This window comes from Amycolatopsis sp. NPDC049159, from assembly GCF_040648295.1.
GTDB classification, from domain to species: domain Bacteria; phylum Actinomycetota; class Actinomycetes; order Mycobacteriales; family Pseudonocardiaceae; genus Amycolatopsis; species Amycolatopsis pretoriensis_A.
The window spans coordinates 20,537-46,880 of sequence record NZ_JBEZDL010000029.1 but is presented as its reverse complement, the minus strand read 5'-3'; the positions used below and the strand labels follow the sequence as shown (position 1 = coordinate 46,880).

At 72.6% G+C, this 26,344-nt stretch carries 28 protein-coding genes; 13 read left to right on the top strand and 15 right to left on the bottom strand.

What is annotated here, in order from left to right; genetic code table 11:
• The 3 genes from AB0B33_RS40350 to AB0B33_RS40340 are packed head-to-tail and all read right to left on the bottom strand — an operon-like array spanning position 1 to position 2,403.
• Complete coding sequence (locus tag AB0B33_RS40350) at positions 1-981, bottom strand: WYL domain-containing protein (protein ID WP_360781918.1); 981 nt, start codon at positions 979-981, stop codon at positions 1-3.
• Positions 978-1,961, bottom strand: a complete 984-nt coding sequence (locus tag AB0B33_RS40345; protein WP_360781916.1) for a WYL domain-containing protein — start codon at positions 1,959-1,961, stop codon at positions 978-980. Before AB0B33_RS40345 ends, AB0B33_RS40350 begins: the two co-directional genes overlap by 4 nt.
• Before the next feature lie 10 nt (positions 1,962-1,971).
• On the bottom strand, positions 1,972-2,403 hold the full coding sequence (locus AB0B33_RS40340) for a winged helix-turn-helix transcriptional regulator (RefSeq protein ID WP_247023272.1): 432 nt from the start codon (positions 2,401-2,403) through the stop codon (positions 1,972-1,974).
• 108 nt (positions 2,404-2,511) lie between these two features.
• Between AB0B33_RS40340 and AB0B33_RS40335 the strand changes: the two genes are divergently transcribed.
• Both AB0B33_RS40335 and AB0B33_RS40330 read left to right on the top strand, forming a co-directional pair.
• Positions 2,512-3,423 carry an NADP-dependent oxidoreductase gene (locus AB0B33_RS40335; protein WP_360782020.1) on the top strand — a complete coding sequence of 304 codons (912 nt, stop codon included), beginning with the start codon at positions 2,512-2,514 and terminating at the stop codon, positions 3,421-3,423.
• A gap of 10 nt (positions 3,424-3,433) precedes the next feature.
• Entirely contained in the window at positions 3,434-4,132 is a 699-nt protein-coding gene (locus AB0B33_RS40330; RefSeq protein ID WP_360781914.1) for an SDR family oxidoreductase, read from the top strand.
• Here the strand turns inward: AB0B33_RS40330 and AB0B33_RS40325 are convergent.
• Both AB0B33_RS40325 and pafA read right to left on the bottom strand, forming a co-directional pair.
• Positions 4,129-5,154, bottom strand: coding sequence for an oxidoreductase (locus AB0B33_RS40325; protein WP_360781912.1), 1,026 nt, complete (start codon positions 5,152-5,154; stop codon positions 4,129-4,131). The genes AB0B33_RS40330 and AB0B33_RS40325 overlap by 4 nt on opposite strands.
• A gap of 61 nt (positions 5,155-5,215) precedes the next feature.
• Positions 5,216-6,574, bottom strand: a complete 1,359-nt coding sequence (gene pafA, locus AB0B33_RS40320; protein ID WP_247023269.1) for a Pup--protein ligase — start codon at positions 6,572-6,574, stop codon at positions 5,216-5,218.
• A gap of 142 nt (positions 6,575-6,716) precedes the next feature.
• Here pafA and AB0B33_RS40315 point away from each other — a divergent pair, with 142 nt between their 5' ends.
• From AB0B33_RS40315 to AB0B33_RS40305, 3 genes are all read left to right on the top strand, one after another.
• The gene (locus AB0B33_RS40315) at positions 6,717-8,198 is read left to right on the top strand and encodes a phosphatase PAP2 family protein (protein ID WP_360781909.1); all 1,482 of its coding nucleotides are present in this window, start codon (positions 6,717-6,719) and stop codon (positions 8,196-8,198) included.
• 103 nt (positions 8,199-8,301) lie between these two features.
• On the top strand, positions 8,302-9,537 hold the full coding sequence (locus AB0B33_RS40310) for an alpha/beta hydrolase-fold protein (protein WP_360781907.1): 1,236 nt from the start codon (positions 8,302-8,304) through the stop codon (positions 9,535-9,537).
• A gap of 31 nt (positions 9,538-9,568) precedes the next feature.
• Positions 9,569-10,339, top strand: coding sequence for a class I SAM-dependent methyltransferase (locus tag AB0B33_RS40305; RefSeq protein WP_360781905.1), 771 nt, complete (start codon positions 9,569-9,571; stop codon positions 10,337-10,339).
• 52 nt (positions 10,340-10,391) lie between these two features.
• Here the strand turns inward: AB0B33_RS40305 and prcA are convergent, their stop codons facing one another.
• From prcA to dop, 4 genes are all read right to left on the bottom strand, one after another.
• Entirely contained in the window at positions 10,392-11,183 is a 792-nt protein-coding gene (gene prcA, locus AB0B33_RS40300) for a proteasome subunit alpha (protein ID WP_360781903.1), read from the bottom strand.
• Between the two features lie 51 nt (positions 11,184-11,234).
• Positions 11,235-12,089 (bottom strand): proteasome subunit beta, encoded by an 855-nt coding sequence (gene prcB, locus AB0B33_RS40295; protein WP_247023264.1) that lies wholly within the window; start codon positions 12,087-12,089, stop codon positions 11,235-11,237.
• A gap of 111 nt (positions 12,090-12,200) precedes the next feature.
• Positions 12,201-12,395 (bottom strand): ubiquitin-like protein Pup, encoded by a 195-nt coding sequence (locus AB0B33_RS40290; RefSeq protein ID WP_013226725.1) that lies wholly within the window; start codon positions 12,393-12,395, stop codon positions 12,201-12,203.
• Positions 12,396-12,481: 86 nt separating this feature from the next.
• Positions 12,482-13,984 (bottom strand): depupylase/deamidase Dop, encoded by a 1,503-nt coding sequence (gene dop, locus AB0B33_RS40285; protein ID WP_247023263.1) that lies wholly within the window; start codon positions 13,982-13,984, stop codon positions 12,482-12,484.
• A gap of 41 nt (positions 13,985-14,025) precedes the next feature.
• Between dop and AB0B33_RS40280 the strand changes: the two genes are divergently transcribed.
• The gene (locus AB0B33_RS40280) at positions 14,026-14,544 is read left to right on the top strand and encodes an NUDIX domain-containing protein (RefSeq protein WP_247023262.1); all 519 of its coding nucleotides are present in this window, start codon (positions 14,026-14,028) and stop codon (positions 14,542-14,544) included.
• Here AB0B33_RS40280 and AB0B33_RS40275 read toward each other — a convergent pair.
• Genes AB0B33_RS40275 through AB0B33_RS40265 form a run of 3 tightly spaced genes read right to left on the bottom strand, consistent with a single transcriptional unit; the run spans position 14,535 to position 16,462 of the window.
• A complete protein-coding gene (locus AB0B33_RS40275; protein WP_360781899.1) occupies positions 14,535-15,149 on the bottom strand; it encodes a hypothetical protein in 615 nt (204 codons plus the stop codon). The genes AB0B33_RS40280 and AB0B33_RS40275 overlap by 10 nt on opposite strands.
• 48 nt (positions 15,150-15,197) lie before the next feature.
• Positions 15,198-16,127, bottom strand: a complete 930-nt coding sequence (locus tag AB0B33_RS40270; RefSeq protein WP_360781897.1) for an aldo/keto reductase — start codon at positions 16,125-16,127, stop codon at positions 15,198-15,200.
• On the bottom strand, positions 16,124-16,462 hold the full coding sequence (locus AB0B33_RS40265) for a hypothetical protein (protein WP_247023259.1): 339 nt from the start codon (positions 16,460-16,462) through the stop codon (positions 16,124-16,126). Before AB0B33_RS40265 ends, AB0B33_RS40270 begins: the two co-directional genes overlap by 4 nt.
• Positions 16,463-16,510: 48 nt before the next feature.
• Between AB0B33_RS40265 and AB0B33_RS40260 the strand changes: the two genes are divergently transcribed.
• The 3 genes from AB0B33_RS40260 (at position 16,511) to AB0B33_RS40250 (ending at position 18,777) form a co-directional block, all read left to right on the top strand.
• The gene (locus tag AB0B33_RS40260; RefSeq protein ID WP_360781895.1) at positions 16,511-16,849 is read left to right on the top strand and encodes a metalloregulator ArsR/SmtB family transcription factor; all 339 of its coding nucleotides are present in this window, start codon (positions 16,511-16,513) and stop codon (positions 16,847-16,849) included.
• Positions 16,850-16,934: 85 nt separating this feature from the next.
• Positions 16,935-17,786: a TIGR03620 family F420-dependent LLM class oxidoreductase gene (locus AB0B33_RS40255; RefSeq protein ID WP_360782018.1), complete on the top strand. Its 852-nt coding sequence runs from the start codon at positions 16,935-16,937 to the stop codon at positions 17,784-17,786.
• A 70-nt stretch (positions 17,787-17,856) separates the two neighbouring features.
• Entirely contained in the window at positions 17,857-18,777 is a 921-nt protein-coding gene (locus AB0B33_RS40250; RefSeq protein ID WP_360781893.1) for a DMT family transporter, read from the top strand.
• A 51-nt stretch (positions 18,778-18,828) separates the two neighbouring features.
• Here the strand turns inward: AB0B33_RS40250 and arc are convergent, their stop codons facing one another.
• Positions 18,829-20,631 carry a proteasome ATPase gene (arc, locus tag AB0B33_RS40245; RefSeq protein WP_247023256.1) on the bottom strand — a complete coding sequence of 601 codons (1,803 nt, stop codon included), beginning with the start codon at positions 20,629-20,631 and terminating at the stop codon, positions 18,829-18,831.
• 357 nt (positions 20,632-20,988) lie between these two features.
• Here arc and AB0B33_RS40240 point away from each other — a divergent pair, with 357 nt between their 5' ends.
• On the top strand, positions 20,989-21,885 hold the full coding sequence (locus AB0B33_RS40240; protein WP_360781890.1) for a hypothetical protein: 897 nt from the start codon (positions 20,989-20,991) through the stop codon (positions 21,883-21,885).
• Between the two features lie 13 nt (positions 21,886-21,898).
• Complete coding sequence (locus AB0B33_RS40235) at positions 21,899-22,345, top strand: hypothetical protein (RefSeq protein ID WP_360781888.1); 447 nt, start codon at positions 21,899-21,901, stop codon at positions 22,343-22,345.
• Here AB0B33_RS40235 and AB0B33_RS40230 read toward each other — a convergent pair.
• Positions 22,342-23,172, bottom strand: coding sequence for a tRNA (adenine-N1)-methyltransferase (locus tag AB0B33_RS40230; protein WP_247023253.1), 831 nt, complete (start codon positions 23,170-23,172; stop codon positions 22,342-22,344). The two genes, AB0B33_RS40235 and AB0B33_RS40230, sit on opposite strands and share 4 nt — an antisense overlap.
• A 62-nt stretch (positions 23,173-23,234) precedes the next feature.
• Positions 23,235-24,386, bottom strand: a complete 1,152-nt coding sequence (locus AB0B33_RS40225; RefSeq protein WP_360781885.1) for a M50 family metallopeptidase — start codon at positions 24,384-24,386, stop codon at positions 23,235-23,237.
• 247 nt (positions 24,387-24,633) lie between these two features.
• On the opposite strand from AB0B33_RS40225, the gene AB0B33_RS40220 reads away from it, so the two are divergent.
• Positions 24,634-25,533 (top strand): RecB family exonuclease, encoded by a 900-nt coding sequence (locus AB0B33_RS40220; protein ID WP_247023251.1) that lies wholly within the window; start codon positions 24,634-24,636, stop codon positions 25,531-25,533.
• Positions 25,533-26,324 carry a thioesterase family protein gene (locus AB0B33_RS40215; RefSeq protein ID WP_360781882.1) on the top strand — a complete coding sequence of 264 codons (792 nt, stop codon included), beginning with the start codon at positions 25,533-25,535 and terminating at the stop codon, positions 26,322-26,324. Before AB0B33_RS40220 ends, AB0B33_RS40215 begins: the two co-directional genes overlap by 1 nt.
• Positions 26,325-26,344 lie beyond the last annotated feature (20 nt).

Here is a 26,344-nt window from a genome sequence, read left to right as displayed (position 1 = left end):
CTAGTGGTCACAGGTTGACGGAAGGTGACGGGCTCGGGCCACCGCGTCGGCGGCGCGGCGGCCGACTTCGGACGCGAGGTCCGCCGGGCTCTCGACCAGCACTTCCCCGCCCTGGCCGAGCACCAGGCGCACCATCCAGGACTGGTCGGCGTAGCGCATCCGGATCCGCAGCCGGCCGCCCTCGAGCTCGTCGAGCTCCTCGCACGGGTAGTACTCGGCTACCCAGCGTGCGTCCGGGTCGAGGACCAGCACCGCCTCCCGCTGATCGGGACGCTGGCGGAAGACACCGTCGGAGATGTCGGTCGGGTGGGCGTGCGCGGGCGGCCGCGACGGCTCGCCGAGGACCGTGAGCTCGTCGATCCGGTCGAGCCGGAACAGCCGGACGCCCTCGGCGCGGCGGCACCAGGCTTCGAGGTAGCCGACCGCCTGGACGATCAGCAGCCGCATCGGGTCGACCGTGCGCTCGGTGATCTGGTCCTTCGACGCGGTGTAGTAGCGGATCCGCAGCGCCCGGCCGTCCTGCAGGGCCCGGGCGACCTGCTCGCGGGTCCGCGCGGTCTTCTCGCCCTCGCGCACTCCCCCGCCGACGACCACGCCGGCGGGCTGCGCCTGCCCCGCCGCGGCCTCGATCTTGGCGATGGAGCGGCGGACGGCGTCGCCGTCGACCACGCCCGGCGTCTCGGCCAGCGCCCGCAGCGCCACGAGCAGCGCGGTCGCCTCACCGCCGGTGAGCCGCAGCGGGCGGTTCATGCCGGCGTCGTGGGTGACGACGATCGTGTCGCCTTCGAAGGACAGGTCGATCAGGTCGCCGGGCCCGTAGCCGGGCAGCCCGCACATCCACAGCAGCTCGAGGTCCTTGCGCAGCTGCTTCGGCGTGACGTCGAAGTCGTGCGCCGCCTCGTCGATGCGGATGCCGGGGCGCGCCAGCAGGTACGGCACGAGCGCGAGCAGTCTCGGCATCCGGTCGGTGGACCCGCTCACAGCGCGCTCACCTGCCGGGCGACGACGGCTTCCAGCCGGTCCTGGACCGACTTCGCCAGCACGTCCGGTTCGAGGACGACGACGTCGGGGCCCTGCGCGCTGATCCAGTCGGCCGCCGACTCCGGGTAGAGCAGGCCGATCTCGACGAGGTCGCCTTCGTCGCCGTCGATGGTCGCGCGCCCGACCACGGTGCCGCGGCGGCGGACGCCCGCGGCGCGGCCGTCGGCGACCCAGACCCGGGCGGTGGTGACCGGCGCGGGTTCGCTGCCGCCGGTGGCCGTGACGAGCTTGAGCAGGTTGACGCCCTCGGGGCGGCGCACCTCGCCGGGCTTGCCGACCGGGCGGACCTGGCCGGTGACGCGGGAGAGGCGGAAGCAGCGGGTGGCGCCGCGATCGCGGTCGTGCCCGACGACGTACCAGCGGGCCCGCCACGACACCACGCCCCACGGCTCGAGCGTGCGCATGATGCGCTCGGGCGAGCCGCTGCGGCGGTACTCGAAGCGCACGGCCTGCCCGCTCTGCACCGCGGCCAGCAGCGGCCCGAACGCCGGTTCGGCGCGCACCCGCGGCTCGACGACGGTGGGCGCCTGGTCGTCGACCTCCAGGCCGGCCGCGCGCAGCTTCACGAGCGCGCCCTGCGCCTGCCCGGTCAGCTCCGGGGAGTCCCACAGCCGCGAGGCGAGCGCGACCGCGGCGGCTTCGTCGGGAGCGAGGTCGATCTCGCCGAGTTCGTAGTCGCGGCGGGCGATGCGGTAGCCCTCGATGGCGTCGAAGGCGGAGTTGCGGCCGGTCTCCAGGGGGATGCCGAGTTCGCGGAGCTCGGTCTTGTCCCGCTCGAACATCCGGAAGTAGGCCTCGTCGCTCGCCGCGTCGCCGTAACCGGGCACGATGCCGCGGATCCGCTCGGCGGTCAGGTACTGCCGGGTGGACAGGAGGGCCAGCACGAGGTTGACCAGCCGTTCGGCGCGGGCGGTGGACACCCGGTAGAGCCTAGCCCGCGCCGCCCGGCCCGATCGTGAGGTCCGGTGTACGCGCGTCGTAATCGGTGCGCGCGGCGTCGACGGCGTCGAAGTTCGCCTCCGCCCAGTCCTTGAACCCGGCCACCAGCGCGCGCAGCGATTCCCCCAGTGGCGTAAGGGAATAGTCGACGCGGACGGGCACCGAAGGCGTCACCTCGCGGTGCACGAGACCGTCGCGCTCGAGCACCCGCAGGGTCTGGGTGAGCATCTTCTGGCTGACGCCGGCGATGCGCCGCGAAAGGTCGCTGTAGCGCTGCGGCCCGTCACCGAGCGCGACCAGGATCAGGCTGACCCACTTGCCGGCGATCTCGTCCAGCAGCTTCCGGGTCGGGCAGGCGGCGAGGTAGGCGTCGTAGGCGGCCTTTTCGGCGTGCCGCCGCTGTTCCGCCGTGCGCGTGGGCACCGGGCGAACCTCCTGGTACGGGGGGAACCTGCGAGTGCGTACTTCCCATTGGAGAGTAGCTCCCCATACGGTCGCGGGGAAGGAGGTCCGATCGTGAGGGAGCAGAGGATGCGCGCGGTGGTGGTCCGGCGGTTCGGTGGCCCGGAGGTGCTGGAGGTGGCTGAAGTCCCGGTGCCGGAGCCGGGTCCGGGGCAGGTGCGGATCCGGGTGGCGGCGGCCGCGGTCAACCCGGTCGACCTCGCGACGCGGGCCGGGGTCCTGACCGCAGCGGGCGTGATCCCGCCGCGGAAGGTGCTCGGCCTGGGCTGGGACGTCGCGGGTGAAGTCGACGCCGCGGGCCCGGGCGCGCGGTTCCGGCCCGGGGACACCGTGCTCGGCCTGCGCGACCGGATCGCGCTCCCGCTCGGCGCCTACGCCGACTACGTCGTTCTCGACGCCTCCGCCGTCGCTCTCGCACCCCCTGGCGTCTCCCCCGTCGAAGCCGCGACCCTCCCGCTCAACGCGCTGACCGCGGCCCAGGCGCTCGACCTCGTCGAGAGCACCGGGACCGTGCTGGTCACCGGGGCGGCGGGCGCGGTCGGCGGGTACGCCGTCGCCCTCGCGCACGCCCGGGGGCGCCAGGTCGTCGCCGTCGCGGGCGAAGCCGACGAGGCCATCGTCCGGGGGTTCGGCGCCGACGAATTCGTCCCGCGCGGCCGGGACCTCGGTGAACGCGTGCGAGCCCGGGTCCCCGGTGGGGTGGACGCCGTCCTCGACACCGCGCTCCTCGGGCTGGACGCGCTCGACGCCGTCCGGGGCGGCGGCGAGTTCGTCGCTTTCGCCGCCGGGGCCGCCCCGATCCCGCTGCGCGGCGTCCGCGTCCGCACCGTGTGGATCCGCGCCGACGGCGAACGGCTCGCCGGGCTGGCCACGACCCTCCGGCCACGGGTCGCCGGCGTCCTCCCGCTCGAGAAAGCCCCGGCAGCGCACGAACGGCTGGCCGCGGGCGGGGTGCGTGGCAGGCTCGTCCTGACTCCCTAGCCTGGACGGCATGGATGATCGCGTACTCCTCATCACCGGTGCCTCGCGCGGGCTCGGCGCCGCCACCGCGCGGCTGGCCGCCGAAGCCGGGTTCAAGGTCGCGCTCGTGGCGCGCAGGGCCGAGTCCGTCACGGCGCTCGCCGCCGAGCTGGGCGAAGACCGGGCCCTCGCGCTCGGCGCCGACGTCGGCGACTGGCCGAGCGTCTCCGGGGCCGTCACGCGGGCCGTCGAGCGGTTCGGGCGGCTCGACGCGGCCTTCGCCAACGCCGGGATCGGCGTCGGGACGTCGTTCTTCGGCGACGACGACCCCGATCCGCGGGCGTGGGAGGAGATGGTGCGCACCAACGTCCTCGGCGCCGCCTACACCGCCCGCGCGGTGCTGCCCGCGCTGAAGGGAACCGCCGGGCACCTGCTGATCACCGGCTCGGTCGCGGGCCGCTACATCCGCAACGCCAGCCTCTACTCGGCGACGAAGTGGGCGGTGACCGGGATGGCCGGCGCGATCCGCGAGGAGGCCGTCGGCACCGGCGTCCGGGTCACGCTGATCAACCCGGGCATCACCGACACCGACATCCTCACCGACGAGCAGCGCACGAAGCCGATGCTGGCGGCCGGGGACATCGCCCGCGCGGTGCTCTACGCCCTCCAGCAGCCGCCCTCGGTCGACGTCAACGAGATCATGGTCCGCCCGACCGGCCAGGTGCTCTAGCGGCTCAGGCGGGCGACGCGGCCTTGGACACCACTGGCCCAGCAGCCCGCGCCGGCGCAGTCGACGCTGTCGAAGCTGCCGTCGTCGAACCGGGTCCAGTGCCGGCCGCCGTCGGGGCTGAGGTCGCTGCCACCGGGGCCGACGGCGAGCACGGTCCCGCCGCGCCAGGCCAGCCCGGAGCGGTACCCCGCGGGGTACTGCCCCGGGGTGGTCCAGGTGCGGCCGCGGTCGCGGGTCAGCGCGACGGCCGGGCCGGGCGCGTCCGGGCTCGCGAAGTCGCCGCCGATCGCGACCCCCTGCGACGGCGAGCGGAAGGCGAGGGCGAACACGCCCGCCGAGGGACTGCTCGGCAACGGCGTGCCGGAGGCGGTCCAGTGGCGGCCGCCGTCACCGGAGTGCAGGACGCGGGCGGTGGTGCCGCCGCCGGTCGCGAGCCAGGCGTCGAACGGCCCCGACGTGGTGATGCACTGACCGCTGGCCGCGAAGCCCGCCTCGCCGGGCAGCGCGGGCGGGAAGCCGCTGTCGGGGACCTGCCGCCAGCTGCGGCCGCCGTCGAAGGTGGCCTGCACGCGGAAATGCCCGTCGACCGGGTCGCTCATCGCCAGGCCGCGCCACGGATCGAAGAAGGCGAGGCAGTCGTAGAACGCGGCCGCGTCGGTGTTCTGGAACGCAAGGCGCCAGTGCGCACCGCCGTCGTCGGTCCGGTAGACGCGCGAATCGGTGCCGGGACCGATCGACAGCGTCACGGCGTGGTCGGCGTCGAAAGCCTCGATGTCGCGGAACTGGAGGGTCTCGGTGCCGGGCGGCCCGACGGACTTCCAGGTGGCCCCGCCGTCGGTGGTGCGCAGGACGGTCCCCTGGGTCCCGCTGACCCACGCGACGCGGGCGCTGACCGCGGAGAGGCCGCGGAACTGGGCGGTGACGCCGGTCGGTTTCAGCTCCCACTTCGGCGGGTGCTCCCCCGCCGAAGCCGGTGCCGCGACGGAGACCAGCAGGGCGAGCACGAGCAGCACGACACGCATGAGGCGATCCTGCCGCACCCGCCCGGCGACTTTCGTAGGGACACCGGGCGGGTGCGCCGGACTAGAGCGAGCTGATCAGGCGTTCCACGCGCTCGTCGACCGAGCGGAACGGGTCCTTGCACAGGACCGTGCGCTGGGCCTGGTCGTTCAGCTTCAGGTGCACCCAGTCGACCGTGAAGTCGCGGCCCGCGGCCTGGGCGGCGGCGATGAAGTCGCCGCGCAGCTTCGCGCGGGTCGTCTGGGGCGGGGTGTCCTTGGCGGCCTCGATCTCGCCGTCGTCGGTGACCCGGCGGACCAGGCCCTTGCGCTGCAGCAGGTCGAAGATGCCCCGGCCGCGGCGGATGTCGTGGTAGGCGAGGTCGAGCTGCGCGATCCGCGGGCTGGACAGGTCGAGGTCGTGCTTGTGCCGGTAGCGCTCGACCAGCCGGTGCTTGATCGCCCAGTCGATCTCGGTGTCGATCTTGCCGAAGTCCTGCTGCTCGACAGCGTCGAGCGCCCGGCCCCACAGCTCGATCACGCGCTCGTTCGCCGGCGTCGTGCCGTTCTCCTTGAGGTGCTGGACGGCCCGGGCGTGGTATTCGCGCTGGATGTCCAGCGCCGACGCCTCGCGCCCGCCGGCGAGGCGCACCTGGCGGCGGCCGGTGAGGTCGTGGCTGATCTCGCGGATCGCCCGGATCGGGTTGTCCAGGGTGAAGTCGCGGAACTGGACGCCGGCCTCGATCATCTCGAGCACCAGGTTCGCCGAGCCGACCTTGAGCATGGTCGTCGGCTCGGCCATGTTCGAGTCGCCGACGATGACGTGCAGGCGCCGGTAGCGCTCGGCGTCGGCGTGCGGCTCGTCGCGGGTGTTGATGATCGGCCGCGAGCGGGTGGTCGCGCTCGAGACGCCCTCCCAGATGTGTTCCGCACGCTGGGAGAGGCAGTAGACCGCCCCGCGCGGCGTCTGGAGCACCTTCCCGGCGCCGCAGATGAGCTGCCGGGTCACCAGGAACGGCAGGAGCACGTCCGCGATCCGGGAGAACTCACCCGCGCGGGTCACCAGGTAGTTCTCGTGGCAGCCGTAGGAGTTGCCCGCCGAGTCGGTGTTGTTCTTGAACAGGAAGATGTCGCCGCCGATGCCTTCGTCGGCGAGCCGCCGTTCGGCGTCGACCAGCAGGTCCTCGAGGATGCGCTCCCCGGCCTTGTCGTGCGTGACCAGCTGGACGAGGTCGTCGCACTCGGCCGTCGCGTACTCGGGGTGCGACCCGACGTCCAGGTAGAGCCGTGAGCCGTTCGACAGGAAGACGTTCGATGAGCGTCCCCAGGACACGACCCGCCGGAAGAGGTAGCGCGCCACCTCGTCGGGCGAGAGCCTGCGCTGTCCGTGGAAGGTGCACGTGACCCCGAACTCGGTCTCGATGCCAAAGATCCGCCGCTGCATTCCACCAGAGTAGGCGCTGGACCCCCTTCGACGGTGCGCCGTTCGGGCGTCGACACGCCCCCGGTATGCCACAGACGGTGAAAACTCCCCGATTCAGGCACGATTGGAGCACTGCTCTTGACGTACCGGGGAAGGCGACTCCTTGACACACCAGCTCATCCAGGCCTTCCGGCGGGTCGGGCGCACCGACCGCGCCCTGATGCACCGCAGCGCCTCGCTACCGGCCACCAAGGCCGACGACGCGCTGATGGTGCTGTCCAGATCGGCGAACAAGTCCCGCCTGTGGTGGGGCGTCGCGGCGCTGCTGGCCGCGCGGAAGGGCCCCACCAGGCGGGCCGCGCTGCGCGGGGTCGTCGCGATCGCCGGTGCCAGCGCCGTCGCGAACCTCATCGGGAAGCCGTTGTTCCCGCGCCGCCGCCCGGCCGAGGAAGAAGTGCCCATGCACCGCCGCCTGCGGAAACGCCCGACCTCGTCGTCGTTCCCGTCCGGGCACTCGGCGTCCGCGGCCGCGTTCGCGACGGCGGTGGCGCTGGAGTCGCCGCGCGCCGGGCTCGCCGTGGCCCCGCTGGCGCTGGCCGTCGCCTACTCGCGGGTGCACACCGGCGTGCACTGGCCCTCCGACGTCGGCGTCGGCCTGGCCATCGGCACCGGCGTGGGCCTGGCCACCCGCCACTGGTGGCCGCTGCACGAGGACATCCCCGCCCGCACGGCCCACGACGCCGACGCGCCCGAGATGGTCGACGGCGACGACATGCTCGTGCTGGTCAACCCGAAGTCCGGGATCGACGGCCAGGACCCGACCGAGGACGCCAGGCACGCCTGGCCGAAGGCCGAGATCCTCTACCCGGACCCCGAGCGGGACCTGCGGGCCCAGCTCGAAGCCGAGATCGACGCGCGGGGCACGGTCCGCGCGCTCGGCGTCGCGGGCGGGGACGGCACCGTCGCCGCGGTGGCCGCGGTCGCCGCCGAACGCGACCTCCCGCTCGCCCTGATCCCGGCCGGCACGCTCAACCACTTCGCCCGTGACGTCGGCGTCCGCGCGATGCCCGACGCCGACGCGGCGACCGAGCTCGGCAACGCCGTCGGCATCGACCTGGGCGAGGTCCGGATCGACGGGGCCGACGCGTCCGCGCACCGCTGGTTCGTCAACACCGCCAGCCTCGGCGGCTACCCGGAGATGGTGCGGCTGCGGGAGAAGCTCCAGGAGAAGCACCCCAAGTGGCCGTCGGCGGCGATCGCGCTGGCCAGGACGCTGCGGCACGCCAAGCCGCTGACCGTCCGGCTCAACGGCAAGCTCACGCAGGTGTGGCTGCTCTTCGTCGGCAACGGCACGTACGCGCCGAAGGGGTTCGCCCCCAGCCGGCGGCCCGCGCTCGACACGGGCCTGCTGGACATCCGGTACCTGCGCGCCGACCTGCCGTACTCCCGCGCCCGGTTCCTGGCCGCGATGCTCACGCGCACGCTGGCCGCCAGCCACGTCTACCAGGAGCTCGACCTGCCCGAGCTGGACGTCGAACTGCTCGACGGCCACCGCCGCGTGGCCACCGACGGCGAGGTCGGCCCGCTCGGCAACCGGTTCCGCTTCCGATCCCGCCCGAGCGCGCTCACCATCTACCGGCTTTGACGGCGCTTTACCTTCTCTCAACGAACCCACAGGCACCTCTGGCTAGCTTCGTGATCGAGGTGCGGGCGATCATGCCCGCGGCCAGGGGACGAGCGGGGACGCGATGGACGGGCACGGGGTGGCGCGCGCCTTTCACGGCGCCGCCACCGATCCGGTGCTGCCGGGCGACGTGACCGAGCGGGCCCGCGACCTGGGCCCGCTCGAGTCGCCGTTCATCTGGCTGACCCTCGCTTCGGCCGCCGTCGCCGTGCTCGCCGTGGTCGTCGCGCTCTGGTACCGCCGCCGGGTGCGGCGCTGGGGGGTCACCGCGTTCGGCGTGCTCCTGCTGCTCGCCGCGGTGACCGCGCTGAACAGCTACGTCGGGTACGTCCGCACGTCCGACGACCTCGCGCGCCTGCTCCAGAAGGGCCCCGGGCCGGTCAACCTGGCCGGGCGCCTGCTCGACGACGGCAAGGAAGCCCCGTCGGCGCCGCGGCCCAGCACGGCGACCGGGACCGGGACCGGGACCGGGACCGGGACCGGGACCGGGACCGCGACCACGGCCGCCGGCCAGCGCGTCGACGTGCTGAACGTGCCCGACCCCGCCCACGGCGTCCCGTCGGGCAGCAACTACGTCGTCCTGCCGCCGGGCTACGACAAGGACACCGCCCGCCGCTACCCGGTCGTCTACCTCATCCACGGCTACCCGTTCGGCGGCCCCCGCGACTGGCTCACCTCCGGCGACGCGCCCGGGACGCTCCTGGCGCTGCAGCAGGCCGGCGTCATCGAACCGATGATCGTGGTCAGCGTCGACCTGACCGCCGGCGTCCCCAGCACCGACTGGGAGTGCCTCGACGTCCCGAACGGCCCCCAGCTGGAGACGTACCTGACGGCGACCGTGGTCCCGGCCGTCGACCACCACTACCGCACCCTCGCCGACCGCGGCCACCGCGCGCTGGGCGGCATGTCCGGCGGCGGCTTCGGCGCGCTGAACATCGGGCTGCACCACGTCGACGAGTTCGCGACCCTGGTGATCGCCCTGCCCTACGACGACCTCAACGACTCGGTCGGCATCCTGGCCGGCAACCAGGCCGTGATCGCCGCCAACACCCCGCGCCGCTACCTGCCGGCCATGAAGTTCACCGCGCCGATCTCGGTGATGCTGGCGGTCGGCACCGGCGCACCGACCGACGTGACGACGGCCCGCCGCATCGCGGACGCCCTGCGTGCGAGGGGCCAGGAGGCGGTGGTGCACGCCGAGCGCGGCTTCAACCACACCTGGCACACGGCGCGGGCGACGCTGCCGTACCTGCTGGCGTTCGCCGACCAGAACTTCCGGGCCTCCCCCGCGACGTCGTGAAAGCCGGTTGCGCCGCCCGAGAGCCTGGAGCATGGACCTCGCGACGCACTACGCCACCGGACCCGACGAAGCCCGCCGCCTCACCCGCACCCCGCACGGGAGGCTCGAGTTCCTCCGCACCCGGGAGCTGATCCGCCGCTTCCTCCCCCCGCGCGCCCGGGTCCTCGACGCCGGGGGCGGCACCGGCGTCCACGCGGCCTGGCTGGCCGCCGACGGGCACGAGGTGCACCTGCTCGACCCCGTACCGGCCCACGCCGGCCAGGCACGCCGGCACCCCGGCGTCACCGCCGTGGTCGCCGACGCCCGCGCGCTGCCCGTGGCGGGTTCCCGCTGCGACGCCGTACTGCTCCTCGGTCCGCTGTACCACCTCGTCGAGCGGGCGGACCGCGCTCGGGCGCTCGCCGAAGCCCGCCGGGTGCTGCGCCCGGGCGGCCTCCTCGTGGCCGCGGGCATCAGCCGCTACCTGTCCCTGCTGGAGACCGCCACCGCGGGCACCCTCACCACGGACCGGGAGGAGCGGATCCGGGCGGTGATCACCACCGGCGCGTACGACGGCCACGCCGGGTTCGTCCCCACCCACTGGCACACCGCCACCGAACTCCACGGCGAAGTCTCGGACGCGGGGTTCACCGGCACGGCCGTCTTCGGCGTCGAAGGCCCCGCCTGGCCCGCGCTCGACGTCGCGGGCCTCGACCGCTTCGACGACCTGGCCGAGCCGGCCCTGCGCGCGGCCCGGATCGCCGAACGGGACCCGCACCTCGTCGACACGAGCGCCCACCTGCTCGCCTTCGCCCGTCGCTGAACGCGGAAGCGGGGCGCGGCCACCGGCCACGCCCCGCTTCCGTGCTTCTGAGTTACTCGCCTTCCGGCTTCGCCTCAGGCTCCTCGCCCGCCGGGTCCGGGACCGGGAGCAAGGCGTCCAGCGCTGTGCCGGTCAAGCGGCGGAACGCGCGGCGCGGGCGGTCGCGGTCCAGGACCGCCACCTCCAGCTTGATCGGGTCGGCTTCGCCGTTGCCGTTCGCCGCCGCCGCGGTCGACGAGCCGGACGAAGACGACGTCGCCGCCGTCGACGGCTGGGTCGGCGTGCGCAGCGCGGCCACCGCCACGCCGAGCGCCGCCTGCAGGTCCAGGCCGTCTTCGAAGGTTTCCTTCAGCTTCGCCGCGATCTTCTCGTTCTGCCCGCCCATGACCACGTACTGCGGCTCGTCGAAGATCGAGCCGTCGTAGGTCAGCCGGTACAGCTGGTCCTCCGCCGCGCTCGCGCCGACCTCCGCGACGCAGACCTCGACCTCGAACGGCTTCAGCTGCTCGGTGAAGATGCTGCCCAGCGTCGCCGCGTACGCGTTCGCCAGCGCCCGCGCGCTCACGTCGCGCCGGTCGTACTGGTAGCCCTTGAGGTCGGCGTGGCGGATGCCCGCCACGCGCAGGTTCTCGAACTCGCTGTAGCGCCCGACCGCCGCGAACCCGATGCGGTCGTAGATCTCGGACACCTTGTGCAACGTCGCCGACGGGTTCTCCGCCACGAACAGCACTCCGCCCGCGTACTTCAGCACCACCACGCTCCGGCCGCGCGCGATGCCCTTGCGCGCCAGCTCGGAACGCTCCCGCATCAGCTGCTCGGGAGAGGCATACAACGGCATCGTCACGGTGTGCGCTCCAGGTCTTCCGGTGTTCCCATGTTCACTGTCGGCTCCGCGTCAGGCGAGCCGGCGCTGCTGGCGCTCGATCCGGCCGGCCACGACCGCCTCGGCGACCGCCGCGGTCTCCGACTCCGGCAGCTGCACGGCGCCGTGCTCCGCGGTGATCGTCACGACGCTCGGGAAGATGCGCCGCACGAGGTCCGGGCCGCCGGACGCGGTGTCGTCGTCCGCCGCGTCGTACAGCGCCTCGACCGCCACCCGGACCGCGCCTTCGACGTCGGCGTCCGGATCGTGCAGCTTCTTCAGCGCCGACTTCGCGAACAGCGAACCCGAGCCGATGCCCGCGTAGCCGCCGTTCTCCTCGTAGCGGCCGCCCGCGGCGTCGTACGAGACGATCCGGCCCGCGTGCTTGGCGTCCTCGGCCTCGAGGTCGTACCCCACGAACAGCGGGATCGCGGCCAGCCCGGCCATCGCCATCTCGAGGTTCGCCTTGACCATGCCGGCCAGCTTGTTCGTCTTGCCGTCCAGCGACAGCGAAACGCCCTCGATCTTTTCGTAGTGCGCCAGCTCGACCGCGTACAGCCGGACCATTTCGACGGCCAGCCCCGCCGTGCCCGCGATGCCGACCGCCGAGTACTCGTCGGTGACGTGCACCTTCTCGATGTCGCGGCTCGCGATCAGGTTCCCCGACGTCGCCCGCCGGTCACCCGCGATCAGCACACCGCTCGCGAACGTGCAGGCCACGATCGTCGTCCCGTGCGGCACGCCCAGATCGGCCACACCGCCCGTCACGCGCCGCTCCGGAAGCAGCTCCGGCGCCTGTACCCGCAGAAAATCCGCAAACGACGACGTCGCCGACGAGAAGTACGCGGCAGGCAGCGCGGGACCCGAGATGCCCCTGGTGTTGTCCATACGTGCTCAAAAGTCCCATCTGTGCGGGCCGGAGCCCCGCGCGCGCCAACGGCCACGCGGAACCCCGGCCGCCGGCTGAACGGTCGGCAAGGGCGCAGTGCCCCGGTGCGGCTACTCGCCGCCCTTCTGCACGTAGGCCCGGACGAAGTCCTCGGCGTTCTCTTCGAGCACGTCGTCGATCTCGTCGAGGATCGTGTCGACGTCCTCGCCGAGCTTTTCGCGCCGCTCCTGACCCGCCGCGCCGGTGTCGTCGAACTCCTCGTCGGAGTCACCACCGCCGTGCTTTTCGATCTTTTCCTGGGCCATCTCGCCTCCCGGTGTGGCTGATGTTTCCTAGCCTACCCAGCGGCCCCGACATTCGGGGTCACGCCGCGATCGCTGGTGCGTCCCGCCTAGTCCGAACCGGTGAGCGCTTCGACCAGCTCCTCGGCGGTCGCCGCGTTGTCCAGCAACTTGCCGACGTGCGCCTTCGTCCCCCGCAACGGCTCCAGGGTCGGGATCCGCACCAGTGACTCCTTGCCCACGTCGAAGATGACCGAATCCCACGACGCGGCCGCGATCGACGCCGCGTACTTCTCCAGCGCCCGGCCCCGGAAGTACGCGCGGGTGTCCGACGGCGGGGTCGTGACCGCGGCGAGCACCTCCTCCTCGGAGACGAGCCGCTTCATCGAGCCGCGCGTCACCAGGCGGTTGTAGAGGCCCTTGGCCAGCCGCACGTCGGAGTACTGCAGGTCCACCAGGCGCAGCCGCGGCGCGCCCCAGGCCAGGCTGTCGCGCTGGCGGTAGCCCTCGAGCAGCCGCAGCTTCGCCGGCCAGTCCAGCCGGTCCGCGCACTCCTGCGGGTCGCGGGCCAGCGCGTCCAGCACCTCGCCCCAGACCCGGAGCACCTCTTTGGACGCCTGGTCGGCGTCGATGCGCTCCAGGTTCTGCGAGGCGATCTCGTGGTAGGCGAACTGCAGGTCGAGGCCGGAGTACTTCTTGCCGTTCGCCAGCGCGACCTGCACCTTCAGCGTCGGGTCGTGGCTGATCTGGTGCACGGCCTTGACCGGCTCGTCGAGCTTCAGGTCGTCGAAGCGGATGCCCGACTCGATCAGGTCCAGCACCAGCGCCGTGGTGCCGACCTTCAGGTACGTCGAGTACTCCGACATGTTCGCGTCGCCGATGATGACGTGCAGCCGGCGGTACTTGTCCGCGTCCGCGTGCGGCTCGTCGCGCGTGTTGATGATCCCGCGCTTCAGCGTGGTCTCCAGGCCGACCTCGACCTCGATGTAGTCCGCACGCTGGGAGAGCTGGAACCCGGCCTCTTCACTCTGCTGGCCGATCCCGACCCGGCCCGAGCCGGTCACGACCTGCCGCGACGCGAAGAACGGCGTCAGCCCGGCGATCACCGCGGTGAACGGCGTCGACCGCGCCATCAGGTAGTTCTCGTGCGTGCCGTAGCTCGCGCCCTTGCCGTCGACGTTGTTCTTGTACAGCTGCAGCTGTGGCTGGCCGGGGACGGACGCCGCCTTCAGCGCGGCCTCCTCCATCACCCGTTCACCCGCCTTGTCCCAGATGACCGCGTCGCGCGCGTTCGTCACCTCGGGCGCCGAGTACTCCGGGTGCGCGTGGTCGACGTACAGCCGCGCCCCGTTGGTCAGGATGACGTTCGCCGCGCCCAGGTCCTCGACGTCCGGGTCGTGGCCCGGCCCGCCGGGGCCGGTCAGGTCGAACCCGCGCGCGTCCCGCAGCGGGCTCTCCACCTCGTAGTCCCACCGCGCCCGGCGGGCCCGGGGGATGTCGGCCGCGGCCGCGTAGGCCAGCACGACCTGGGTCGAGGTGAGTACCGGGTTCGCCGTCGCGTCGCCCGGCACGGAGATGCCGTACTCGACTTCGGTTCCCATGATCCGCCGCATGTCCCCACCCTACGGGGTCGGCCTAGTGGAACGATGCACCCATGCCAGGCAGTGACGAACTCGTTGCCCTCTATGACCAGGCGGGCTCGGTGGTCGGCGAGACCACCCGCGCCCGCGTCCGCGCCGAGGGCCTGTGGCACGCCGCCGGCGTCGTCCTGGTCCGTTCGGGTGACGGAAAAGCCGTTTACGTGCACCTCCGCACCCCGGGGAAGGACGTGTTCCCCTCCACCTGGGACTGCTGGGCCGGCGGCGTGGTCGCCGCGGGCGAGACGCCGGCCGAGTGCGCCCGCCGCGAACTCGCCGAAGAGCTCGGGGTCCAAGGGGTGGAACCCGTTCCGCTGTTCACCAAGGTCTACGACGACGGCCGCAACCGCTGCCACAACTTCGCCTTCGAGGTCCGCTGGGACGGCCCGATCCACCACCAGGCCGAAGAGATCGTCGAAGGCCGCTGGATCCCGCTCGAAGAGCTGCGCGCCTGGATCGACGACCCGGCGCCGGCACTGCCCTTCATCCCCGACGGCCGCGAAGGCGTCCAGGAGTGGTTCCGCCGCTACGGCTGAGCGGTGAGCTTCGCGGTCATGGCGGGCAGCAGGCGCTTGGCCGCGTCCACGGCCCGCGTCCCGGTGCTCGCCGAGACCGTCAGCTCGGACACGAGCGCTCCCTTGGCCAGCAACACCGTGCAGGTCTTGCCGTCGCTCCAGGCCTGCTGCCGCTCGACTCCGGGCTGGGCGGGAACTCCCACCAGCTTGCCAGGGGGGCACTCGTTGTCCGCGACAGCCTGGGCGGCCGAGGAGTCCGGGAACACCACGACGCGGTGGCTCAGCACCGACCCGCTGGGGTAGCGCCAGGTCGCCGTCCGGCTCCCCGCCGACGGCCCGTCCGCCAGACATCCCGCCACCTCGTTCGAGGCCGGTTGCACACCTTCCTCCGCGACGTCCGCGTCGGACAGCAGCGCGGGCTCCGCGAGCAGACCGGGATCGGGTTCCGGCGGCGTGACCGGGACGGCTTCCGCGGGGCTCACCGGCGTTTCGACGGTCGTGACCGGCGCGGACGTCGGCGCCGGATCGTCGTAGTACGTCTCGAGGTTGTTCGGATCGGGCCCTTCGCAGGCCGTCAGGCCCACCAGCGCGACGGCGGCCAACGCGACCACCTGACGATGACGCACCCGGCCTCCTGTCGTCGGTTTCGTGCCTGCGAAGGGTAGTGCAGCCGCTCAGTCCCACTGCAACGAGGACCGGTGTCGCCAGTACTCCTGCGGATCCTCGGCGAGGTCCGCGAGCGCGCCTCGCTCCTCGGCGCTCAGGGCAAGCGTGGTGGCCCGCAGGTTCGCCGCCAGCTGGGCCGGGCTCGCCGGGCCGATGACCGCGCGGTCCGCCCAGTCCTGGCCCAGCACCGCGGCCACGGCGACCGCGTCCGGCCCCGTGCCATGCGCCGCGGCGATCTCCCGCACCGCCGCCGGCGCCTCGACCGCGAGCCGGCCGTTGGCCAGGGTTTCCTTGACCAGGACCCGGTTTCCGGCCGCGTGCGCCGCTCCGAGGGCACGTCCGGCGGAGGGCTCCAGGAGGTTCCACGTCGACTGCACCGCCGAAAACACCGGCCGCCCGGCCACTTCCAGCGCGAACGCCCGCTCGATAGCGTCCGCCTGCCGCGGCCCGGACGTCGAGAACCCGACCGCCACGCCGTTCGCGGCGAGCTCCGCCAGCGCCTCCACCAACGGCTCGTCGGTGAACAGTGGACTGTCCACAGTGAGCGAATGGACCTGGTAGAGCCCGACCCGTTCCCCCAGCAGCGTCAGGGTTTCCGCCCACTGCGCGGCGAACCGCGCCGCCGAGTGCTCCTTCACCTCGTGCACTTCGGCGTCGAGCCGCCACTGCCCGACGTAGGCGTAGCCCCACTTGCTCGAGACCTCGACGTCGGCGTGGCCGCGCTCGGCGAGCCAGCCGGCCAGGAACTCCTCCGAGCGCCCGTAGGACCGCGCGACGTCGACGTGCCGGACCCCGGCCGCATAGGCGTCGTCGAGCACCTCGAACGTCGCCGCGCGCATCGATTCGACGTCCCGCGCCGGCGGCAGCGCCCCCTCGCGGCCCAGGTTGATGTACGCGGGCCTGCCGAGCGCCGCCAGGCCGAGCGCGACGCGGTTCACGCCGTGGCCTTGTGCCGGAGGATGGCCAGCCACTGCCCGGAGTTCTGCGCCTGGCGGTGGAGTTTTTCGAGCCGGGCGGCCGGGGCCCGGACGTAGCCCTTGCCGAACACGGGAGCGATCTGGCGGAGGCTCGCGCCGCCCTCCCGCGCGGCCAGGAGCAGCCAGTCCGAGGCGTCCGCGCAGGCGGCCGACGCGCGGCGAAGCTCCCCGAGCAGGTCGATGAGCTCCTGGGCGCCCACCTCCCCCGCCTCGACGGCGGCGGCCGTCGTCTCGAGCCAGGCCAGTACGTCCGATTCGGTGATGGGTGCGCGCGGCCGCCCGGTTTCTTCGCTCACGGCCCGGAAGTATAGGTCGTTATACGCCGGTATGGTGGGAGGGAAGCCATGACGACACGCACCGAATCCGAGCCCGGCGTCGAGCACCTGCTCGACGTCTTCAAGGCGCTCGCGAACCCCGTGCGACTGCAGGTCCTGCAGTGGCTCCGGGAGCCGGAGCGGCACTTTCCGGTCGAGCGGGCGATCGCCGACCCGGTCGAGGTCGGCGTGTGCGTGAGCCACATCCAGGAGAAGCTGGGGCTCGCACAGTCGACCGTGTCGGCCTACATGGCCTCGCTCCAGCGCGCCGGGCTGGTCCGGGCGACGCGCGTCGGCAAGTGGACGCACTACAAGCGCGACGAGGCCCGGATCGCCGAGTTCGTCGCCGTTCTCGGCCACTCCCTCTGACCTCTCCCCCGTCCGTTCGGCGACTCCCGCCGGCACGTCACATCGTAAATATGCGATACTTCGATTCATGGGTACGATCGAGGGCATGCGGCTCGGCCGCTACGGGATCTGGACGTTCGACTTCGAGGACCGGCCGGCGAGCCTGATCCGGGACTCCGTGCAGGAGCTCGAAGAACTCGGCTGGCCGGCGATCTGGGTCCCGGAACGGGACGGGCGCGAGGCCCTCACCCACGCCGGGTTCCTGCTGTCGGTCACCGAGCGGCTCACCGTCGTCAACGGGATCGCGCAGATCTGGTCGCGCGAGCCGCGCTGGACCCGGGCCGGCGCACAGCTGCTGGCCGAGGCCTACCCGGACCGCCACCTGCTCGGCCTCGGCTACGGCGCCGGCAAACCCGGCACGCGCCCGCTGCGGGCGATGAACGACTACCTCGACGCCATGGACGCCGTCCCCGCACCGGGAACGCGGCGCCTGCTGGCCGCGTACGGCCCGAAGATGCTGGAGCTGGCCCGCGACCGGTCGGCGGGTGCGCACACCTACCACGTGACACCCGAGCACACGGCCCGGGCACGCGAAATCCTCGGCGAGGAACCGTTCCTCGGCGTCGAGCACGCCGTGCTGTTCGAGCCGGACGCGGCCAAGGCCCGCGAACTCGCCCGCACGCACCTGCACCCGTACCTGACCTCGGAGTACAACGTCGCGAAGTTCCGGCGCCTCGGCTACTCCGAGTCCGACATCGACGGCGGCCGCGGTAGCGACCGGCTCGTCGACGACCTCGTGTTCTGGGGCGAGCCGGAGCAGGTGACCGGCAAGCTGCGCGCGCACCTCGACGCCGGCGCCGACCACGTCGGCATCCAGGTGATCGGCCTCGAAGCGGGCACCACCGCGATGCCGCACTGGCGTCGGCTGGCCGAAGCACTGCTGCCCGCGGCGGTATAGGGCGTTATACACAACGGTGAGGTCCGAAAACCGCTGGCTTCGAAACCCGCTGTCCGGCTTGACTGCGCCCATGCGACTGGCGGGTTTCGGGGTCACGGTGCGGTTCGCGCTGCTGGCCGTGGTCTGGGGTGCGAGTTTCCTGTTCATCAAGGTGGGCCTCGGCGGCCTCTCCCCCGCCCAGGTTGCGCTCGCCCGCGTCGCACTGGGTGCGCTCGCGCTGGCCTTCGTGCTGGCCGTGCGCCGCCGCCCGCTGCCCCGCGATCCCGTGCTGTGGGGCCACCTCGCGGTCGTGTCGGTGCTGCTGTGCGTGGTGCCGTTCCTCTTGTTCTCGTGGGCGGAACAGTACATTTCGTCCGGTTTGGCCAGCATCTTCAACGCCACCACGCCGCTCATCACGATGCTGCTGGCGGCCGCGGCGCTGCCCGAAGAACGGTTCACGCCCCCGAAGGTCGCCGGGTTGCTGCTCGGCTTCCTCGGCGTGCTCACGATCGTCGGCGTGTGGCACGGCGTCGACGTCTCGCACCAGCTGACCGCGCAGCTCGCCTGCCTCGGCGCGACGACCTGCTACGGCGCTTGTTTCGTGTACATGCGCCGGTTCGTCTCACCACGCGGGACGGACCCGGTCGTCGTCGCGTTCGGGCAGACCGCCTCCGCGACCGTCCTCTTGGGGCTGCTCGCCCCGGCCATCGCCACCGCGCCGGTGCACCTGGACCTCGCGGTGGTGGCGAGCATGGTGGCGCTCGGCGTGTTCGGCACGGGTCTCGCCTACGTCTGGAACGTCCGCATCATCGCCGCCTGGGGCGCGGCCAACGCCTCGGCGGTCACGTACCTGACACCGGTCGTCGGGGTGCTGCTCGGCGTCCTCGTGCTGGGCGAACCGGTGAGCTGGAACCAGCCGGCCGGCGCCCTGCTCGTGGTGCTGGGCATCCTGGCCGCCCACGGACGGCTACGGGTGCGCCGGCCCGCCGGGCCGGAACTCGTCCGCCGCTAGACACGCCGATGGGGCGGTCGCCGAAGCGGCCGCCCCATCGAGCGTTCGAACCTACAGGTACTGACCGGTGTTCGTGGCGGTGTCGATCGCCCGCCCCGAATCCTGGTTCTTGCCGGTGACGAGCGTGCGGATGTAGACGATCCGCTCGCCCTTCTTGCCGGAGATCCGGGCCCAGTCGTCCGGGTTGGTGGTGTTGGGCAGGTCCTCGTTCTCCGCGAACTCGTCGACGATCGCGTCGAGCAGGTGCTGCACGCGCAGACCCGGCTGCTGGGTCTCCAGCACCGACTTGATCGCCGACTTCTTCGCCCTGTCCACGATGTTCTGGATCATCGCGCCCGAGTTGAAGTCGCGGAAGTACAGGACTTCCTTGTCCCCGTTGGCGTAGGTCACCTCGAGGAACCGGTTCTCGTCACTCTCCTCGTACATCCGCTCGACGGTGTGCTGGATCATCGCGTCGAACGTCGCCTTCGGGTCCCCGCCGAACTCGGCGAGGTCGTCGGCGTGGATCGGCAGGCCTTCGGCCAGGTACTTGGAGAAGATGTCCTTCGCGCCTTCGGCGTCCGGACGCTCGATCTTGATCTTGACGTCGAGCCGGCCCGGCCGCAGGATCGCCGGGTCGATCATGTCTTCGCGGTTGGAGGCGCCGATGACGATGACGTTCTCCAGGCCTTCGACACCGTCGATCTCCGACAGCAGCTGCGGCACGATCGTGGTCTCGACGTCGGACGACACGCCCGACCCACGGGTCCGGAAGATCGAGTCCATCTCGTCGAAGAACACGATCACCGGGGTGCCCTCGGAGGCCTTTTCCCTCGCCCGCTGGAAGATCAGGCGGATGTGCCGCTCGGTCTCCCCGACGAACTTGTTGAGCAGCTCGGGACCCTTGATGTTCAGGAAGTAGGACTTCCCGTCCTCGTTGTCGCCCCGCGCCGCCGCCACCTTCTTGGCCAGCGAATTCGCCACGGCCTTGGCGATGAGCGTCTTGCCGCAGCCCGGCGGGCCGTAGAGCAGGACACCCTTCGGGGGCCGCAGCTGGTACTCCTGGTACAGGTCCGCGTGCAGGAACGGCAGTTCCACCGCGTCCCGGATCTGCTCGATCTGCCGGGTGAGGCCACCGATGTCCTCGTAGCGGACGTCCGGCACCTCCTCCAGCACCAGGTCCTCGACCTCCGCCTTCGGCACGCGCTCGTACGCGTAGCCGGCCTTGGAGTCGACCAGGAGCGAGTCGCCCGGCTTGAGCGGCTGCTCCGCCAGCAGATCGGAGAGCAGGACCACCCGCTCCTCGTCCGCGTGCCCGACCACCAGCGCGCGAAGGCTGCCGCCCTCGACGTCCGGCGCGAGCACCTCGCGCAACGCGCACACCTCGCCGGTGCGCTCGAAACCGCCGCCTTCGACGACGGTGAGGGCCTCGTTGAGCCGCAGCGCCTGGCCGCGGCGCAACGACGAGATCTCGACCGCGGGCGATACCGACACCCGCATCTTCCGGCCCGCGGTGAAGACGTCCACCGTGTTGTCCTCGTACGCCTCGACGAAGACGCCGTACCCGGACGGTGGCTGGGCCAGCCGGTCGACCTCTTCACGGAGCGCGAGGAGCTGTCCTCGCGCTTCGCGCAGCGTCTCGACCAGTTTGGTGTTGCGTTCGGTGAGCTGGCTCACCCGTTCCGAGGCCTCGGCGAGTCGTTGTTCGAGAACTCGGTTCTGCCGCGGCGAGTCCGTCAGTTTGCGGCGCAGCAGCGCCACTTCTTCCTCGAGAAAACGGATCTGCCGAGCCTGCTCGTCCGCCGTCGTCCCAGCTCCGGATGTTGCTGAAGGGTCGGCCTCCTCGCGCCGACCTCCGGGAAGGTCATGATGCATCGGGCACCTCCTCGGAGTGCTTTTCATTCCACGGTACCGGCGATCACCGACAAGAAAAGGCCTTTCCGGATCACAAGATCGGCGCGTCGCGGTTCGCCGGCCTTCCCCAGCACGGACATTCCCGCAGCGCAAGCGGCCATTTCGGTGCCGTGGCACGGGTGTGTCGCGGGTCTTTCCGGGCCGGGGTGAAGCAAGCACGCAGGGAGTACCCCGTCCCCGCCGTGCCCAACCGGCGGGACACCGGGCATTTCCGGCCAGTTCCGCCCTAACCGCGCGGCGGACGGGCCCGGTGGCTAGCATCGGGCCGACGTCGGCACCGTCTGCCGGGTCTTCGAAGGACGCTAGGGGGCACCACTCATGACCTACCCGCCGCAGCAGCCGGGCGGCTACGGCCAGCAGCCCGGAGGCTACGGGCAGCAGCCCGGGCCCTACGGCCAGCCCCAGCAGGGCGGCTACCCCCAGAGCGGACCGCAGCAGCAGCCGGGCTACGGCGGCACCCAGCAGTTCGGCCGGCCGGACCCGTACGGCCAGCCCCAGCAGGGCGGCCAGCCCGATCCGTACGGCCAGCCCCAGCAGGGCGGTTACCCGCCCCAGACGGGCTCTCAGCCCCAGCAGGGCTACCCGCAGTACGGCCAGCAGGACCAGTGGGGCCAGCCCCAGCAGCAGGGTTTCGGCGGCTACGACCAGTACGGGGGCGGCGGCTTCGGCGACGCGCCCCCGCCCAAGAAGAAGAAAACCGGGCTCATCGTCGGCATCGCGGTCGGCGCGGTCGTCCTGGTCGGCGGCGGCGTGACCGCGATCGTCCTGGCCACGAAGGGTGACGACACCACCACCGCCGCCCCGCCGGCCAGCAGCAGCTCGGCCGCCCCGACGTCGGCGCCCAAGACGTCCGCCTCGAAGCCCAAGGCGACCTCGCCGACCCGGCCGTCGACCAGCAGCAGCAAGCCCGCGGGCGGCCCGGCCCCCGCCGGCCAGGCCAGCTCGAAGGAGCTGTTCGACACGACGATCACGGCCTACAACGCCAGCGACGAGAAGGCGCTCGGCGACGTCATCTGCCGCAGCGTCTACGAGGGCACCACCGGCGACATCCCGAAGGTCACGGTCAAGCTGACCGGCGAGCCGCAGGAGACCGGCGACAAGGCCACCGTGCGCTACTCCGCCACCGACGGCAGCAAGACCAAGGTCGGCACCATGTCGGCGCAGAAGGAATCCGGCCTGTGGTGCCTGTCCAACGTGAAGGCGGACGGCTCGTGAGCCGCCGTCGTCGGTGAAGCGCGCGCTCGTCGCCGGGCTGGTCCTGCTCGGCGTGGCCGGCGCGGGTGTGGTGCTGGGACTGCTGCTCGTGGCGCCGTCCGGTGCCCCGCCCGCCCCGTCGAGCACGCCGCGGCCGGCCCGGCCGTCGGCGTCCCCCTCGCCCAGCGCGATGGACACCGCGGCGGTCGGGGTGCTGGCGAAGGCGATCGTCGAGGCGATCGTCCGCCACGACTCGGCGGCGTTCGGCAAGCTGACCTGCCGCCCGCAGAGCGCCGAGGCCCTCGCGGGGCTGCAGCGGACGTGGGACGCGGCCGGCCCGGTCACCGCGACGCTCGCGGAACCCCCCGAGGTGCGCGGTGAGTCCGCGACCGCGAAGGTGCACGTCGAGGCGGTGGGCGGCACGAAGGACACGCCGTTCCCCCTGCACAAGGAGAACGGCCGGTGGTGCGTGCCGGGTTAGCCCTTGCCCTTCGCCGGACGGCGTGACACGCGCGGGGACACGGTGCCGTCGGCCAGCCGGCGCGCGGTGAGCAGGAACGCCGTGTGCGCGACCATCCGGTGGTCCGGGCGGACCGCCAGGCCCACGACGTGCCACGGGCGCATCAGCGTCTCCCACGACTCCGGCTCGGTCCAGCACTGCTGCTCGCGCAGCGACTCGGTGACCCGCGAGAGCTGCGTCACGGTCGCGACGTAGACGGTCAGTACGCCACCCGGTACCAGGTGCGCGGCCACGTTCGGCAGCTGCTCCCACGGCGCCAGCATGTCCAGCACGACCCGGTCGACCTCGCCCTCGTGCGAAGCCAGGTCGGCGACCGTGAGCGACCAGTTGGCCGGCTTCTCGCCGAAGAACTTCACGACGTTGTGCTCGGCGTGCACGGCGTGGTCGTCGCGGATCTCGTAGGACTGCACGGTGCCGGCCGGGCCGACCGCGCGCAGCAGCGAGCACGTCAGCGCGCCCGAACCGGCACCCGCTTCGAGCACGCGCGCGCCCGGGAAGATGTCGCCCCACATCACGATCTGCGCGGCGTCCTTGGGGTAGATGACCTGGGCGCCGCGCGGCATCGAAAGCACGTAGTCCGGCAGGAGTGGGCGCAGCGCGAGGTACGTGGACCCGCCCGCGGACGTGACCACCGAGCCCTCGGGACGGCCGATCAGGTCGTCGTGGGCGAGGCCGCCGCGGTGCGTGTGGTACTCACCGCCGTCGGCCAGCGTCAGGGTGTAGTGGCGCCCCTTCGAGTCGGTCAACTGCACCCGATCACCCGCGCGAAACGGTCCGCTGACCGACAACACTTCCTCCTGTACCCCGAATGGCCGACGACAGATCTTCGCAGGCCGCCCGGGGCGCGGCGTCAGCGGGTGCGGCGGTTCAGCGCGGCCCGCAGGTCGTCCCGGCGCAGCACGCCCGCCGGGCGCCCCTCGTCGTCGACGACGAGGAACTGCCACGCGGCCGTCTCGCGGACCCGCTCGACGACGTCCTCCCCCGGCTCCGACGCCAGGAGCACGGTCTCGGCCCGGATCGGCTCGGCCGCCAGCTCGGCCGGCGCGTGCGGTGAGGTGCCCGCGAGCCGTTCGGCCGCACCGGTGTCCAGCAGCCCGGCGGCGACGCCGTCGGCGCGGACCAGCACCACGCCCCGGCCCGCCGACGCGGCCAGCGCGTCCGACACCGGGCTTTCGGCGGGCAGCTGCAGCACCGGCCGGACGAGTTCGCCGAGCACCAAGCCTTCGGGCCACGTGCGGCGCGCTTCGGCGGCCAGCTCCGAGCGGGCGCCGAGGATCACGAACCACGCCGTGACGACGCAGACGCCCAGCCGCAGCCAGCGGTCCGGGCTAGCCGTGGCCAGGCCCCACAGCGCCCAGACGAGCAGCCCGGCGGCCACGACCGCCCCACCGGCGACCGCGGCGCGGGTCCCCTTCGCGCGGATGCCGGTGGCCGCCCAGACCCCGGCGCGGACCAGCCGCCCGCCGTCGAGCGGAAGTCCGGGCAGGAGGTTGAACACGCCGACGGCGAGGTTCGCGACCGCGCATTCGGCGACCAGGAGCCAGACCGCGCCGTCCGGCGGCACGGCGAACATCAGCAGGCCGCAGAACCCGCCGAGCAGCAGCGAGACGACCGGTCCGGCCGCCGCGACCAGACCTTCCTGGCCGGGGCGCTTCGGCGTGCGGGCCACTTCGGACAGGCCGCCGAGCAGGAAGAGGCGCAACCGCCGCACGGGGATCCCCAGCCGCAGCGCGACCAGGCAGTGCCCGAGCTCGTGCGCGAGCACGGAGAGCCCCAGCAGCACCGCGAACGCGCCGGCCAGCAGCCACGACGTCAGCCCCGAGGCATCCGGGAGCAGCCGACCGACGAGCGGTGCGTAGAGAACTACGACGATCAGCGACCCGATCCACCAGGACGGCGCCAGCAGCACGGGCACGCCGGCGACCCGGAACAGCACGAGGCCACCGTCCGAGCGGACGGCCTGCCGGGTGCCCCCGGTGCCCTGCTCACTGGTCGCGGCCATGCGGAGAGCCTAGAGCCCCCGGTGTGGGGAGCGGGTGATCCGGCCCGGATGGTGTCGCACCCGCGTGTCCTGAGCGGTCCGCAGCGTCGCGGGGGATGTCGTGAAAGGGTCGTTCATGTCGTCTGGCGAGGTGAACGACCCTTTCATGACATGCGGGCGGGCGGCGCCGGGTCGCTTTCCCCACCTCGGGGCCGGTGCGGGCGTTGCGGTCGCCGGAACTGTCGTACCCCGGCGTTACGCTCTGCCCATGCCCGACGCCGACACCGTCACCACGGAACCCCCAGCCTCCGCCGTCGCCACGCAGGTGCGCCGGCGGCCCGCGTTGTCGCCGTCGAGGGCCAGTGACTTCAAACAGTGCCCGCTGCTCTACCGGTTCCGCGCGGTCGACCGGCTGCCCGAGGTACCCACCAAGGCGCAGCTGCGCGGCACGCTCGTCCACTCGGTGCTGGAGCGGCTGTTCGCGCTGCCCGCCGCCGAGCGCGTCCCCGCGCAGGCGCGGGAGCTGCTGGGCCCGGCGTGGACCGACCTGTCCGCGGACCGTCCGGAGTGGACCGAGCTGTTCGACACCGAAAAGCCCGACGACCACGCGGACTGGCTGCGCTCGGCGGAAAAGCTCCTCGACGCCTACTTCGAACTCGAAGACCCGCGGCGGCTCGAACCCGAAGCGTGCGAGCTGCACGTCGAAATCGAGCTCGGCTCCGGTGTCCTGCTGCGCGGCTACATCGACCGCCTCGACGTCGCGCCGACCGGCGAAATCCGGGTCGTGGACTACAAGACCGGTGCCGCGCCGCGGGAAATCGGCGAAGCCAAGGCGATGTTCCAGATGAAGTTCTACGCCGTGGTGCTGTGGCGGCTGCGCGGGATCGTGCCGCGGCAGCTGAAACTCATGTACCTGACCGACGGCCAGTCCCTCGCCTACACGCCTGACGAAGCCGAGCTGCTGCGTTTCGAGCGCACCCTCGAAGCCATCTGGCAGGCCATCCTCAAGGCGGGCAAGACCGGCGACTTCCGCGCCAACAAGAGCAAGCTGTGCAACTGGTGCGACCACCAGGCGCACTGCCCCGAGTACGGCGGCACGCCGCCCGCCTACCCCGGGTGGCCGGAGCCCGACGCGGGCGACGAGACGCCGCTGGACCGGGCCGACTGATGGCCGACGCGTTCTACGTCCCGCGCGGCGAAGGCCGCTACTCCGCGACCGCGCACACCGCCGGCCCGTGGTCTTCCCAGGCGCAGCACTTCGGGCCGCCGTCGGCGTTGCTGGTGCGGGCCCTCGAAACCGTCGAACCCGCGCACCCGGCCGAACTGGCCAGGGTCACCGTCGAAATCCTCGGGCCGGCCCCGGTCGCCGAGCTCACCGTGCGGGCCCGGGTGGAGCGCCCCGGCCGGTCGGTCGAGCTGCTGCAGGCCGAGCTGGCGAGCGCGGAGCGGGTCGTGGCCCGTGCGTCGGCGTGGCGGGTCGCGACTTCCGACACCGCCGAGGTCGCCACCGACGGCGGCCCGATGCTGCCGGCACCGGACAGCGTCACGGAGTCGCCGTGGCCGGAGGGCTGGCAGAGCGGTTACCTCGACGCGGTGGAGTGGCGCGCGGTCCGCGGCGGCATGGACGTGCCCGGCCCGGCGGCGGTCTGGGCCCGGCAGCGGGTCCCGCTGGTCGACGGCGAAGAGCCGAGCGGGCTGCAGCGGCTGTTCACCGTCGCCGACTCCGGCAACGGCGTGTCCAACTTCCTCGACCCGCGGCAGTGGTGGTTCATCAACTCCGAGCTGACCGTGCACGTGCGGCGGGTGCCCGAGGGCGAGTGGATCGGCCTGGACGCGGTCACGCTGGTCGGGCGGCACGGCACCGGCACGGCGACGAGCATCCTGCACGACGTAAGCGGCCCGCTGGCGACCGGCGCGCAGGCGCTGATGGTCCGGCCGCGACAGGCCGGGGGCGGATAGCCACCCACAACGGCCCCGGA

What these genes read in the sequence shown, in the direction of transcription:
- AB0B33_RS40335 (WP_360782020.1), top strand. Translation starts at nt 2,512, where the DNA reads ATGCGCGCGGTGGTGGTCCGGCGGTTCGGTGGCCCGGAGGTGCTGGAG.
- AB0B33_RS40330 (WP_360781914.1), top strand. Translation starts at nt 3,434, where the DNA reads ATGGATGATCGCGTACTCCTCATCACCGGTGCCTCGCGCGGGCTCGGC.
- AB0B33_RS40325 (WP_360781912.1), bottom strand. Translation starts at nt 5,154, where the DNA reads ATGCGTGTCGTGCTGCTCGTGCTCGCCCTGCTGGTCTCCGTCGCGGCA.
- pafA (WP_247023269.1), bottom strand. Translation starts at nt 6,574, where the DNA reads ATGCAGCGGCGGATCTTTGGCATCGAGACCGAGTTCGGGGTCACGTGC.
- AB0B33_RS40310 (WP_360781907.1), top strand. Translation starts at nt 8,302, where the DNA reads ATGGACGGGCACGGGGTGGCGCGCGCCTTTCACGGCGCCGCCACCGAT.
- AB0B33_RS40305 (WP_360781905.1), top strand. Translation starts at nt 9,569, where the DNA reads ATGGACCTCGCGACGCACTACGCCACCGGACCCGACGAAGCCCGCCGC.
- prcB (WP_247023264.1), bottom strand. Translation starts at nt 12,089, where the DNA reads ATGGACAACACCAGGGGCATCTCGGGTCCCGCGCTGCCTGCCGCGTAC.
- AB0B33_RS40290 (WP_013226725.1), bottom strand. Translation starts at nt 12,395, where the DNA reads ATGGCCCAGGAAAAGATCGAAAAGCACGGCGGTGGTGACTCCGACGAG.
- dop (WP_247023263.1), bottom strand. Translation starts at nt 13,984, where the DNA reads ATGCGGCGGATCATGGGAACCGAAGTCGAGTACGGCATCTCCGTGCCG.
- AB0B33_RS40280 (WP_247023262.1), top strand. Translation starts at nt 14,026, where the DNA reads ATGCCAGGCAGTGACGAACTCGTTGCCCTCTATGACCAGGCGGGCTCG.
- AB0B33_RS40260 (WP_360781895.1), top strand. Translation starts at nt 16,511, where the DNA reads ATGACGACACGCACCGAATCCGAGCCCGGCGTCGAGCACCTGCTCGAC.
- AB0B33_RS40255 (WP_360782018.1), top strand. Translation starts at nt 16,935, where the DNA reads ATGCGGCTCGGCCGCTACGGGATCTGGACGTTCGACTTCGAGGACCGG.
- AB0B33_RS40250 (WP_360781893.1), top strand. Translation starts at nt 17,857, where the DNA reads ATGCGACTGGCGGGTTTCGGGGTCACGGTGCGGTTCGCGCTGCTGGCC.
- arc (WP_247023256.1), bottom strand. Translation starts at nt 20,631, where the DNA reads ATGCATCATGACCTTCCCGGAGGTCGGCGCGAGGAGGCCGACCCTTCA.
- AB0B33_RS40240 (WP_360781890.1), top strand. Translation starts at nt 20,989, where the DNA reads ATGACCTACCCGCCGCAGCAGCCGGGCGGCTACGGCCAGCAGCCCGGA.
- AB0B33_RS40225 (WP_360781885.1), bottom strand. Translation starts at nt 24,386, where the DNA reads ATGGCCGCGACCAGTGAGCAGGGCACCGGGGGCACCCGGCAGGCCGTC.
- AB0B33_RS40220 (WP_247023251.1), top strand. Translation starts at nt 24,634, where the DNA reads ATGCCCGACGCCGACACCGTCACCACGGAACCCCCAGCCTCCGCCGTC.
- AB0B33_RS40215 (WP_360781882.1), top strand. Translation starts at nt 25,533, where the DNA reads ATGGCCGACGCGTTCTACGTCCCGCGCGGCGAAGGCCGCTACTCCGCG.